The organism is Parafrankia sp. FMc2 (assembly GCF_041008525.1).
In the GTDB taxonomy this organism is placed as follows: domain Bacteria; phylum Actinomycetota; class Actinomycetes; order Frankiales; family Frankiaceae; genus Parafrankia.
The window spans coordinates 1-12,574 of record NZ_JBFLUG010000175.1; the positions used below are offsets into that span (position 1 = coordinate 1).

At 73.5% G+C, this 12,574-nt stretch carries 8 protein-coding genes and 1 pseudogene; 1 reads left to right on the forward strand and 8 read right to left on the reverse strand.

Annotated features, from left to right (window positions below; translation table 11 throughout):
• Positions 1–169 precede the first annotated feature (169 nt).
• The 7 genes from AB1460_RS32200 to AB1460_RS32230 all read right to left on the reverse strand — a co-directional run bounded on the left by AB1460_RS32200 (position 170) and on the right by AB1460_RS32230 (position 10,600).
• On the reverse strand, positions 170–964 hold the full coding sequence (locus tag AB1460_RS32200) for an alpha/beta hydrolase (RefSeq protein ID WP_368965887.1): 795 nt from the start codon (positions 962–964) through the stop codon (positions 170–172).
• Positions 961–1,791, reverse strand: coding sequence for an alpha/beta fold hydrolase (locus tag AB1460_RS32205; protein WP_368965889.1), 831 nt, complete (start codon positions 1,789–1,791; stop codon positions 961–963). Before AB1460_RS32205 ends, AB1460_RS32200 begins: the two co-directional genes overlap by 4 nt.
• Positions 1,792–1,805: 14 nt before the next feature.
• Positions 1,806–2,639 (reverse strand): alpha/beta fold hydrolase, encoded by an 834-nt coding sequence (locus AB1460_RS32210; protein ID WP_368965891.1) that lies wholly within the window; start codon positions 2,637–2,639, stop codon positions 1,806–1,808.
• Between the two features lie 174 nt (positions 2,640–2,813).
• Complete coding sequence (locus AB1460_RS32215; protein ID WP_368965893.1) at positions 2,814–3,599, reverse strand: MBL fold metallo-hydrolase; 786 nt, start codon at positions 3,597–3,599, stop codon at positions 2,814–2,816.
• Between the two features lie 42 nt (positions 3,600–3,641).
• Positions 3,642–6,539: a helix-turn-helix transcriptional regulator gene (locus AB1460_RS32220; RefSeq protein WP_368965895.1), complete on the reverse strand. Its 2,898-nt coding sequence runs from the start codon at positions 6,537–6,539 to the stop codon at positions 3,642–3,644.
• Between the two features lie 190 nt (positions 6,540–6,729).
• The gene (locus tag AB1460_RS32225) at positions 6,730–9,591 is read right to left on the reverse strand and encodes a helix-turn-helix transcriptional regulator (RefSeq protein WP_368965897.1); all 2,862 of its coding nucleotides are present in this window, start codon (positions 9,589–9,591) and stop codon (positions 6,730–6,732) included.
• A gap of 139 nt (positions 9,592–9,730) precedes the next feature.
• The gene (locus AB1460_RS32230) at positions 9,731–10,600 is read right to left on the reverse strand and encodes a helix-turn-helix transcriptional regulator (protein ID WP_368965898.1); all 870 of its coding nucleotides are present in this window, start codon (positions 10,598–10,600) and stop codon (positions 9,731–9,733) included.
• 195 nt (positions 10,601–10,795) lie between these two features.
• On the opposite strand from AB1460_RS32230, the gene AB1460_RS32235 reads away from it, so the two are divergent.
• Positions 10,796–11,791, forward strand: coding sequence for an aldo/keto reductase (locus AB1460_RS32235; protein ID WP_368965900.1), 996 nt, complete (start codon positions 10,796–10,798; stop codon positions 11,789–11,791).
• A 14-nt stretch (positions 11,792–11,805) separates the two neighbouring features.
• Here the strand turns inward: AB1460_RS32235 and AB1460_RS32240 are convergent.
• A pseudogene (locus tag AB1460_RS32240) lies at positions 11,806–12,574 on the reverse strand (serine/threonine protein kinase); the annotation flags it as partial.

Below are 12,574 nucleotides of genomic sequence, written 5' to 3' on the forward strand. Positions count from 1 at the left end.
CGGGCAACCCACCGGCACCCCCGAACAGGCCCTCGACTGCGCCTGCGGGCTCTACGCCAGCGACCCCACCGCCTGGACCGAATGACCACCAACCAAGCCAGCAAGACTTACGCGCGGCTGCACTAGGCACCGTCCGCGATGTCTCAGGGGCGGCGCGGCGTCTTCTTCGTCATCCGGCCTGGCGCAGTGCCCACTCCAGAGCGTGGTCGGCGACCTGTTCCCAGCCGGGTTCGGCGCAGGTCCAGTGGGAGCGGCCGGGGAACTCGTGGTAGTCGGTGACGGTGCCGGCCGCCTTGTAGTGGTGGGCGTTCGACCTGTTCACCGACGGCGGCATGATGTGGTCGGCGCCGCCGGCGATGAACAGCAGCGGCGCGCGCTTCTCGTTGTGGAAGTCGACCCAGGTGTCGCCCCTGCCAGGGGTGAAGTTGGCCAGCAGTCCGTACGACCAGACCCAGCTGCCGGGGGCGGGGATCGCATACCGGTCGTAGACCGCGCGGGACTCGGCTTCCGACAGGGTGTTGGCGAAGGCGTAGTGGAACTGCTCGGGGGTGAATCCGGCGGCCTGGTGACGTTTGGCCGGGTTGTTGAGGATCGGGAACAACGATTTGATCTGCGATGGCGGGTTGACGCGGATCCGTTCCGGCGGGGCCGAGTTGATGACCACGCCGGCGGCGCCGTGGCCGCGGTCGAGGAGCAGCTGGGTGAGGGTGCCGCCGAACGAGTGACCCATGAGGACCGGCTTCTCGGGCAGTCCGGTGATGATCTTCTCGAGGTGGGCGACGGTGTCGGGCACCGTGGCCGTGGCGATGGGGGTGGGGTCGGCGCGCAGCGCCTCCACCTCGACCTCGAAGCCGGGGTAGGCCGGGGTGAGAACGGTGTGCCCCTTCGCCTCGTAGTAGGGCACCCAGTGCTCCCAGCTGCGCGGCGTCATCCAGAGGCCGTGGATCAGGACGATCGTGCTCATCGGTCGTACTCCTTGAGGAACGCGAGCAGGTCGTCGCCGAGCTGCTGCTTGTGGGTGTCGGTGATGCCGTGCGGTGCCCCGCAGTAGACGAGCAGGCGGGCCTCCTTGACCAGCGCCGAGGAGGCCATGCCGCCGACCTCGAACGGCACGACCTGGTCGTCGTCGCCGTGGATGACGAGCGTGGGGACGTCGAACGCGGCGAGGTCGCCGCGGAAGTCGGTGGCCGAGAACGCGGCGATGCACTCGTAGGCATTGTGGTGGCCCGCGGCCATCGACTGCAGCCAGAACGCGTCGCGGATGCCCTGGGAGACCTCGGCGCCGGGCCGGTTGTTGCCGAAGAACGGGCCGTCGGCGAGGTCGCGGTAGGTCTGGGAGCGGTCCGCCAGCGAGCCGGCCCGGATTCCGTCGAAGACCTCGACCGGCACACCGCCGGGGTTGTCGGCGGTCCGCAGCATGAACGGCGGCACCGCGGAGACCAGGACCGCCTGGGCTACCCGGGCGGTTCCATGCCGGCCGATGTAGCGGGCGACCTCCCCGCCGCCGGTGGAGAACCCGACCAGGGTGGCGTCGCGCACGTCGAGGGTGTCGAGGACGGCGGCCAGGTCGTCGGCGTAGGTGTCCATCTCGTTGCCGTGCCAGGTCTGCGTGGACCGGCCGTGGCCGCGGCGGTCGTGGGCGATGACCCGGTAGCCGTGGCCGGCCAGGAAGAGCGCCTGCGCCTCCCAGCTGTCGGAGTTCAGCGGCCAGCCGTGCGACAGCACGACGGGGCGGCCGGTGCCCCAGTCCTTGTAGAAGATCCTGGCGCCGTCGGCGGCGGTGATGTACATGAGGAGCCCTCCTGTCAGCGGGCCGCGGACCTGATGACGTCAGCGGTGATGCGGGGCTGCGAGATCATGGCGACGTGCGAGGCGCCCACCTCGGTGATGCGCGCACCGGCCCGCTTCGCCATGAACCGCTGCGCGGCGGGCGGGATCAGGTTGTCGTTGCGGGCGACCAGGTACCAGCTGGGAATGCTCTTCCAGGCAGGTGTTCCGGAGGGCTCCTGCAGGGTGTGGACGTCGCCGGGACGCTGGGCGGCAGCCATGAGGTCCGTCGTCGCCCTGGGCAGGTCGCCGGCGAAGACGTCGCGGAACACGTCGGTCTTCACATAACCGTCGATGCTGCCGACGCCGTCGGGGGTCGGGTAGGGCCGGAAGTCCAGCGCGGCCTCGCCGAGCCTGCTGCCCGGGTACTTCAGCTGCAGACCCTGCAGGGTCTCGCCCTGGTCCGGCGCGAACGCGGCCACGTACACCAGGGCCTTCACGTTCGTGGTGCCCACCGCCGCGTTGGTGATGACCATCCCGCCGTACGAGTGGCCCACCAGGACGATCGGGCCGGGCAGCGTCGCCAGGATGCTGGCGAGGTAGGCCGCGTCGGCGGAGACGCTGCGCAGCGGGTTCGCCGGCGCCAGGACGCGGTGACCGTCGCGTTGCAGCAGACGGGCGACCTCGTTCCAGCCGGAGGCGTCGGCGAAGGCGCCGTGCACGAGCACGACCGTCGGCCTGGCCGCGGCCGGTGGCCGGGCCGCCGCGGCCGCCGTGGTGGCCGTGGTGGGCGTGGTTCCTGCGGAGGCGGCGGAGGCCAGGGGTGCTCCGACGAGGGCGCCGGTCGCGGCTGCCGCGGATCCGGCAATCACTGTTCGGCGGGTCGTTGACACGAAGACGTGGTCCCTTCGGGAGGAAGCGCGACGAGGTGGCACCACGGTGCGGGAAACCGGCCAGGCTCGGCATCGGTAGGTTGACGGTCCTGGGCGGATCGGGTGTCGGCGCCTGCTTCTGGGTTCGGCGCCCTCGCTCCGAGCTGCGACTGGTCAGAGATGGTCCGCCGGGCGCAGCGGCAGCCAGTGCAGGCGCTCGCCGAGCCCGTCCGGCGCGGCGGCGAACGCCCGCTCGACGGCCTCACGCCCCTGGCTGAAGTGCGACCAGCCCTCGTAGTGCACGGGGATGATCGTGCGAGGCTTCGCGAGCGTGCACAGCTCGACCGCCTCGGCCGCGGTGAGGCTGTAGTGCAGCGGCCCGGTGAGCGGGAACCGGACCGCGCCGAGATGCAGCAGCACGGTGTCGACCGTCATCCGGAGCGGCACCTGCCGGACACCCCGGAACAGCACCGTGTCACCGGTGATCCAGAAGACGCCGTGTTCCTGGGCGTCCCACCGCAGCGCGAACCCGACCACCGGGCCGGCGACGGGGCGGCTCAGCGGCGGGCCGTGCCGGCACGGGGTCGCGGTGACGGTGATGCGCCGCCGGCCGGGTGCGTCGAGCTCGGTCCGCATCCACGGGCGCAGGCCGCGTGCCTCGCCGCCGAGGCGCCGAGCCCCCGAGCGGGTGGTGATCACCGTCGGTGCCTGGGCGAGCAGGGCGCGACCGCGCTCGTCGAGATTGTCCGCATGGTGGTCATGGGTGAGCAGGACGGCGTCGACCGGCCCGATCTCGTCGGGATCGAGGGCCGGACCGGTCCACTTGCGCGAGCTGGTGCCCCAGCCGAACGAGTAGCGCCGGCCCGGCGGGTCGAACGTCGGGTCGGTGAGGATGCGCCAGCCGCCCACCTCGACGAGGGTCGTCGGGCCCCCGATGTGCGTCACGCGTAGGTCCTTCAACGGCGTCGTCCTCACTCGGTGCTGTGTCGGTCGCGGCCCTGCTCAGACCACGGCCCCAGGCTGGAGGGACGGCGGAGAGGACGCATCCGTAGGTTGACTGTCGTCGGTGGGCGGGCTGTGGTTCGTGGACTGGCTGTCGTTCGTGGACGGGCGGTCGTCGGTTGCCGGGGGCCGGGCCTGCAGCGCGTCGAGGGCCTCCCGCAGCTGCGAGCGGGCGGTGATGCCGAGCTTCGGGAAGATCCGGTAGAGGTGCGAGCTCACCGTGCGGTGTGACACGAACAGCCGCTGGCCGATCTCCCGGTTGCTGAGCCCGGCGGCGGCCAGCATCGCCGTCTGCAGCTCCTGGGCGGTGAGCGTCTCGCCGGACGGCGCCGACCGGCCGGCGCTCTCCTCGCCCGCGGCGCGCAGCTCCTCACGGGCCAGCCGACCCCAGGCGGCGGCGCCGAGGGCGTCGAAGCCGTCCCGCGCGGCGCGCAGCGGCACCCGCGACTCGAGGATGCGCCGGCGCCGGCGCAGCCAGGAGCCGTAGGCGAGACCCAGCCGGGCGCGGTGGACCGGCCAGTCCCCGAGGTCCATGGCCAGGGCGTGGGCGAACGCCGCAGCCGCCCGCGGTTCCGGCGCCAGCACCGCGGCGGCGTAGGCGAGTGAGCGATGCAGCGCCGGTGACGGGAACCGCGCCGCCCGCTCCTCCGCGCGGGCGAGGATCTCCCGCACCTCCTCCTGACGCCCCGACCGGACGGCTGCGTCCGCGAGATCGGGCAACGCCCACCCCGACATGTCCAGATGGAAGGTCGCGTCGGACGGGTCGAAGAGGCGGATCAGCAGGTCGAGGGCCTCGTCGTGGCGGCCGGCGGCATTCGCGGCGACACCGCGGGCGTGCTGGGCGGCCTCGGCGGCGAACCGCACCCCGACGACGAGCGGGCTGGCCAGAACGTCGTCGGCGAGCCGGAACGCGGCCTCGCTGTTGCCGCACATCGCCTCGTGCAACGCCCGGCTGGCCCGGGCGGCGACGACCCAGAAGTGGTCGCCGGTCTCCTCCGCGAGCGCCTCGGCCTCCTCCGTGTCGGCCCGGACAGCCGGCCACCGGCCGAGCCACAGGCGGATGAAGCCCGTGGACGACAGGGTCCGCGCGAGCAGAGCCGCCCGGCCCTGCGCCCGGTACCCGGCGGCCGCCGTACCCATGTACGACGACGCGGTGACGAAGTCGCCGAGGACCAGGGCCGCCCCGCCGAGGAACCGCATCGCGTCGATGTCGGTGCGGTCCGGGATCAGCGTGGGCAGCTGGCGCAGCACGTCGGCACCGAGCACGTCCGGCTGGGCGTAGGCGCTGATCGCGAGGGTCCGCGGGTCGTCGTCGGCGAGGCCGAGCCTGGCGAGCACGGCGGTGACCCGTCCGCCGATCTCCGACGGCAGGCTCGCCCACCAGCAGCGCGACGCGGCCCGCCAGCACAGCATGGCCGCGACGTTCGTGTCGCCGGCGGCATGAGCCGCCAGGGCGAGGTCGCACAGGACGTCGATCCGACCGGTGTCGCGCACGTCACCGGGCTCGACGATGTCGCTGACCAGCGCCAGCCGGCCGCGGTCGACCGGGTCACCCTGCGCCGGGCTGGCCTTCGCGACGAGCTGCGCGGCGACGCCGCGGTCGTGCAGCTGGGAGGCGAGCTCCGCGGCCCGCAGCAGGAGCGAGGAGCGTCGTGCGGGGTCACCGGTGAGCTCCGAGGCACGGTCGAGGTCGGTGACGGCCACCCCGAGCGCCCCGCGCTCCAGGGCACGTACGGCGGCCGCCTCCAGCTCGCCGCTGATGTCCTCGTCCGGCCCGAGTGTCGCCGCGCTGCGGTGCCAGGCACGACGGTCCGGGTCGTCGGCGAACGTGTCGGCGAGCACCGAGTGGACCGTGAGCCGGGCGAAGTCGCTGACGGACCGGTAGACCGCCGACCGCATGAGAGGATGCCGGAACCGCAGCCGGCGCGCCTGGATCTGCAGCAGACCGGCGTCGATCGCCGGCTGGAAGCTCTCCGCGGGCACCTCACCGCCGGTCAGTGCCCGCGCGGCGGCCAGCAGCGCCGGCAGCGGGCAGCCGGTGTCGGCGGAGAACGCGGCGACCACCGCCCGGGACGCCGGCGGCAGCTGGGCGAACCGGTCCGCGAACGCGCCTTCCAGCCGCTCGTTGAGCGGCAACAGCTCCAGGGAGTCGTCGAGGACGTCCGCCGTGACGCACCGGGGCAGCTCGACGAGGGCGAGCGGATTGCCCGCGGCCTGGGCGAGGATGCGCTCCCGCAGCCCGGGGCCGAGGCCGGGAGCGTGGTCGGCCAGCACCCGCCGCGCGGCGTCGTCATCCAGCTCCGCGACAGGCAGCTGGCCGATGCCGGTGCCGGTGCCCGCGAGGACGTCGGTGTGCTGGGCGCGGACCGCGATGACCGCGGCGATCGGCTCGACGGTGAGGCGCCGGGCGACGAAGACCAGCACGTCGAGCGTCTCCGGGTCCAGCCAGTGCGCATCCTCGACCAGCAGGAGCAGCGGGGTGTGGGCCGCCTGGTCGCCGAGCAGCTCGAGCACCGCGAGCCCCACCGTGAACAGGTCGGGGCGGGTGTCCTCCTGGCCGAAGGCGCCGCGCAGCGTGCGCTGCAACCGCGGGGTGAGCGCCCGCAGATCATGCAGCAGCGGGGCCAGCAGCTGGTGCAGCCCGGCGAACGGCAGCGTCGTCTCCGCCTCGGCGCCGTTCGTGGTGAGTACCGTCATCCCGGCCTCGGCGGCGTACCGGCGAGCGGCGGTCAGCAGCATCGTCTTGCCGATACCGGCATGCCCCCGCACGACCAGCGCCGCGCCGCGGTTGGCGCGTGCGTTCGCCAGGAGGCGTTCGAGGACGGCGAGCTCGGCGTCCCGGCCGTGCACCACCTCCTGGCCGTGCCTCATCTCCCGGCCGTCACCCGACTGCAGCATGACGGCGGATTCTCCTCTGAGGTCCGTGCGGTTTCCGGTGGACGGGCATCGCCTTCTCCCACCCTGGATCCCCGGCGCCGCCGCGCGAACCACGTGGCACACGTAGTCGGGACAGCCCGTCGGATCAGCCCGTCGGACCAGGCGGCCGGACCAGGCGGCCGCGAGCAGCCATGACCGCGGCCGCGAACAGTCAGGACCCTTCGAGACGGCTCGCGAGCTGCCGACGGGAGGTGACGCCGAGCTTCTGGAAGATCTTGCGCAGGTGGTAGTCGACGGTGTTCGTGCTGATGAACATGGTGGCGCTGATCTCCGCGTTGGTGCGGCCGGCGGCGGCGAGCCGAGCGACCGTCCCCTCCTGGGGAGTCAGGTCGAGAGCGCGGCGCGGCTGCCCCGCGGGCAGCCGTTGCCCGGTGGCCTCCAGCTCGGTGCGGGCCCGGTGGGTGAAGGCGGGCGCGCCCGCGTCCGCGAAGATCTCGACCGCCTGGCGCAGGTGCTCACGGGCCTCCCGGCGCCGCCGGGCCCGCCGCAGCCACTCGCCGTAGACCAGGTGCGACCGGCCCAGCTGGAGAGCCAGCACCGTCGGACGGAACGTCGCGACGGCCGCGGCGTAGTGCGCCTCGGCCTCGTGGTCGTCGGACACCAACGCCCGGGACCGCTGGGCCGCGCCGCGGGTCCAGACCGAACCGTTGACCGACGCCAGGTCCTCGAGAAGCGCCGCGACCCCCACCGCCTGGGCGAGACGTCCGCTGCGGCTGGCGGCCTCGACGAAATCCGGGTACTCCAACGGCGTCACCTGCAGGAAAGGGTCGTCCACCAGAGGCTTCAACCGTGTGTACGCCTCGTCGTAGCGACCTTCGGCGAGGTCCCGCACGGCCAGCGCGCCCACCCCGGAGGCGTACACCCCGCCGAAGCCGGCCGCGCGGGCCGCGCCGGCGGCCGCCTCGACCTGGTCACGCGGACCCCCGGACCAGGCCAGCAGCGCCACGTTGACCACATGCTCGGCGTCGTAGCCGATCGCGCGACGCAGCTCGCGAACCTGCTCGACGTACTGGTCCGCGAGCCGCGGCGTCCCGCTGTGCAGCAGGGTCAGCGACAGGATCCACAGGGTGGTGTCGAGCACCGGCAGCGCACCCCGCTCCCGTGCCGCGGCGGCTGTCCGTTCCAGGATGTCCCGCGTCGCCGTCTCGTCCCACAGCGCGGTGGTCAGCGCGATACTGATCGCTCCGTACCTCATCAGATCGGCGCCGGTGAGCCCGCTGACGACGTCGAGGGCGGCACGCAGCTCGGGCACCGCCTCCCGGTAGGGCCGCAGGATGTACGTGCCCAGCGCACGCAGAATCGTTCCGGCGACACCGTGCGCCAACCCGGCGCCGTCGAGGAGGCGCCGGCCCAGCACGGGCAGGGTGACCTCCCGCCCCTCCCGCTCCACGGCGAGCGCACGGTGGAAGGCGTCAAGCAGCGCGTCCTGCTCGGCGCCGACGTCATGCCCGCGGAAACACGCGGCCACCGCGAGCATGTCGGCCGCGCCGCGGACGACCGCCGGCCCGGCCGTGAAGAACGTGTGATCGACCCGGACCTTGGTCAGCCGGCCGCGGGTGACCGGGTCCAGCGCCGCCAGTGCCTTCTCACCCGTCCTGCCCGTTCCGCCGGTGCCTCCCGCCTCGGCCACGTCGGCCACCTCGTTCGCCAGGCTCTTCGCCAGACCGGCGGCACCGGCCGCCAACGCTGCCTCGGCCGCCGCGACCAGCCGGCCGTTCCTCGCCGGCCCGGGCGGCGTCAGCGCCGCCGCCTGCGTGAGGACGCTGGCCCGGGACATGAGCCCGCCGCGGTGCCCCGCGAGATCCGCCACCCGTTCCAGCCGGTCGGCGACCTGCTCGTCGGTACCGACCGTCGCCTTCGCGGCATGCCAGGCCGCCAGCTCCACGATGCCCCTGGCCTCTGCCTCGGCGGACAGCGCGCGGTGCGCCCGCCGCCGCTCCGCACCCGGCGCACCGTGGTACGTCGCGGACCGAACCAGCGGATGCCGGAAACTCAGCGACGCACCAAGCTCCACCAGACCAGCCAGTTCCGCCTCGTCGCCGACAATGTCGACGAGACCGAGCCGCCGGGCCGCGGCCCGGATCAGATCCACGTCACCGGTCGACTCGGCGGCGGCGACCAACAGCCACGCCTGCAGCCGCGGGTCGGCCCCGCGGATCTGACGCAGATAGCAAGCCTCCAGCCGGCTCCCGACGGGGATCGGCTCCACGGCGACACTCGACCGGGTCAGCTGCTGGACGGTCAGCTCGTCCGCCAGGTCGATCAGAGCAAGCGGGCTGCCCCCGGTCGCGTCAGCGATCCGCGCGGCCGCCGCCGCGTCGATCGGCTCCCGCAACGCCGACCTCAGCAACCGGACCGCCGCCTCCGTCCCCAGCCCGCCCAGCCGCAGCACAGGCAGCCCGGCCATCCGCTCGGCCACCCACGACTCGTCACGGGCGGCGAACACGAGCGCGACGCGCTCCGCCTCGAGCCGACGGGCCACGAAGGCCAGCACGTCCAACGACTCCGCGTCGAGGAGATGGGCGTCATCGACAACGCAGACGATCGGCGGCGCCGCTTCACCGGCCGGGATCGCTTCGCCCGCCGGCGCCGTGGAGGCCGAGGCCAGCAGGCCCAGCACACCGAGACCGACGAGATACCGATCCGGCGGGGGGCCGTCCACCGCCCCGGTCGCCACCTGCAGTGCCAGCTGCTGCCGCTCCGGAAGGACCGGGAGATGCCCGCGGAACGGAATCGTCAACCGGTGCACCGAGGCGAACGGGAGCGCCGACTCCGCCTCGTAACCGTCCACCCGCAGCAGCCGGAAGCCCTCGGACACGGCATCGGACGCCGCCGTCTCCAGCAGCGCCGTCTTCCCGATGCCCGGCTCACCGCAGACCAGCAGCGCACCCCCGCGGCCGCCGCGGGCCGTCTCCAGCAGCGACCCGACCCGCCGCTGTTCCGCCTCCCGCCCCAGCAGCCGGCCCCCGCCGTGGTGCGCCGTCCATGACGGGAACGAGGCCGCGTCAGCCACGGCGTGACGTGACTACGCGACGGGGACCGGCCCCGTCCGAAGACCACACACCTCGCCGGAGAACCGCGCTCATCATGACCGCCACAAGCCTTCTGTCCTCGTCACCTGTCCAGTGTCGCGTTGCCTGGACCCGTCCGCGTCACCGGAGCGGTCGGCCCGTCCCCTCCGCGGGGAACTCCTCGATGCCGAGGACCAGCATCAGCTGTAGCCGCTCGCGCGTCTCGGCGTCCGCCGGGGTGAGGACCAACAGCTGCTGGCCCTGATCCGGAGTAACCAGGGTTTCGCAGTCCATCAGCAGACGGCCCACCCGTGGGTGCAGCAGCGTCTTGCGGTCGGCACGCCGGACCGCCACCTCGTGCTCGGCCCAGCGCCGGCGGAACTCGGCACTGGCGGCCCGCAGCCGCTCGACGAGCCCGGTGACCTCAGGATCGCCGGCGCGCCGCCCCGCGGTCGCCCGCAGGTCGGCCACGAGCTGACGGGACTGGTGCTCATGCTCCTCCGGCGGGCTGACAGCGCGGGCGGCAGCCTCGGTGAACCAGCGGTACACCGGGTAACGCCGGTCACCCTCGACGTCGGAGAGGCCGCCTGCCAGCAGCATCCCCGCCCGGTTCTGGGCGAGGATCTCGCCCAGGTCGGAGAGCACCAGGGCCGGGGTGTCACCGAGCAGGTCGAGCATGCGCACCAGCCCGGCGCGGGCCAGGCGGGCCAGCCGGGCCGTGCTGTCGGCGGCCGGCGGCTGGTGGCCGGCCAGGTGGAACAGGTGGTCACGCTCGTCGTCGGACAGTCGTAGCGCCCGGGCCAGCGCACCCAGCAGCTGGACGGACGGCTGGCTGCTGCGGCCCTGCTCAAGCCGCACCACGTAGTCGACCGACATGCCCGCGAGCATGGCCACCTCCTCCCGGCGCAGGCCGGTGGTGCGCCGCCGCGGGCCGTCGGCCAGGCCCACCTCGGCCGGGCGGATCGCCGCGCGGCGCCGGCGCAGGAAGTCAGCGAGCTCGTCACGTTCCATCGCTTCATGCTTCCTCGGCCCGGCGCGTCCAGCCAGGGAGTGGCACTCCCACGATGGACGCTCCGCTCCCGGACGCGCCGTCGCCGGGCCACGGTGGACGAGGACGTCGACAACAGCCGACGACAGTCGGACACGACGGTCGACGACGGCGCCGAGGCCAGCAGACGAGGCCAACAGACGATGAAGGAGACCACGATGCGGACACGAACTCTCGGCAGCACCGGACCGGCCGTCGGCGCGCTCGGTCTGGGCGCGATGGGCATGTCAGGCGCCTACGGGACGTCCGACGACGCGGAGAGCATCGCCACGGTGCACGCCGCCCTGGACTCCGGCATCACCCTCGTCGACACCGGCGACTTCTACGGCATGGGCCACAACGAGCTGCTGCTCCGCGAGGCACTACGCGGCCGGGACCGGGACAGCTACGTCCTGAGCGTCAAGTTCGGCATGCTGCGGGGGCCGGGCGGCGGGTTCGGCGGGATGGACGGGCGTCCCGAGGCGGTGCGGAACTTCCTGGCCTACTCGCTGACCCTGCTGGGCACCGATCACATCGACATCTACCGCCCGGCCCGGCTGGACCCGGCCGTCCCGATCGAGGAGACCGTGGGCGCAGTCAAGGAGATGATCGACGCCGGCCACGTGCGACACGTCGGCCTCTCGGAGGTCAACGCCGAGACGCTCCGCCGCGCGCACGCCGTACACCCGATCGCCGACCTGCAGATCGAGTACTCGCTGGTGTCGCGGGCGGTGGAGGCGGACGTCCTGCCCACCCTGCGGGAGCTGGGTATCGGCCTGACCGCGTACGGGGTCCTCGCCCGGGGGCTCATCTCCGGGCACTGGAACGCCGGCCAGGTCACCGACCCCGGTGATTTCCGCCCCCACAGCCCGCGGTTCGCCGGCGAAAACGTGGAACACAATCTCGCCCTGGTGGAGGCACTGCGTCGGGTCGCCGCGGCGAAGGGCGCCACCGTCGCCCAGCTGGTCATCGCCTGGGTGGCCGCCCAGGGCGCGGACATCGTGCCCCTGGTGGGCGCCCGCACCCGCGAGCGGCTGACCGAGGCGCTGCCCGCCCTCGACCTGACCCTCACCGCCGATGATCTCGCCGAGATCGAGAAAGCCGTCCCGGCCGGCTCGGCCCGCGGCGACCGGTACCCGACCGCGTTCATGTCCGGCCTCGGCGTGGGAAACTGACACCGGCCTGATGCTCAGACGTCGGATGACGGTCGGAGGCGGGCGAGGAGGCCGGCGGCCTGCTGGGTGATGGGGTGCTGGCGGCCGAGGAGGCGGCCGGCGTCCGCATGAAGGTCGCGCAGGGTCGCCTGCGCGTCGGTCGCGTGACCGGCGGCTGCCTGGAACCGGGCGATGTCCAGGCGCAGCGTCAGCGCGGGCTCGGAGTCGGGTCCGTACCGGCCGACAAACGGTTCGGTGAGCCGCAGGAGATCGCCCAGGGCCCGATCGAAGTCGCCGAGCTCGGCGTGGCAGAAGGCGGCCTGGCGGCGGCAGTTGATCGCCTCTTCGTCCTGCGGGCCGTGGACGCCCGCGAGGATGCCCGCGAGCTGGTCCAGCTCGGGGAGGGCACGGCGGAAGTCGCCGCCGTAGAACCAGGCCGCGGCGAGGGTGCGGCGCAGGTCCAGCAGCCGCGGGTCCGCGGGTGGGCGGCTGGCGGCGGCCGCGGGGAGGATGCCGGCGAGAAGATCGGCCGCCTGGGAGAACCGTTCCTCTTCGAGCAGCTCCACGGCCTGGCTGTGGGCGGCGTCCAGCTCCTCGTCGGGAACGTGCCGCCCGGCTCCGGGCGAGGGGACGGGTGGGACCGGTGGGGCGGCGAGCAGACCGCCCGACACAGCGGCCTCGGCCTGCCCGCCGCGCGGCCCGGCCGTCGGGGGCCTGCCCGCATCAGGGGCGTTCTCAGCGCCCCCGTGATCACGGGGTTGGTGATCACGGGGGGTGGCCAGGCCCTGTCTCTTCTCCACATCT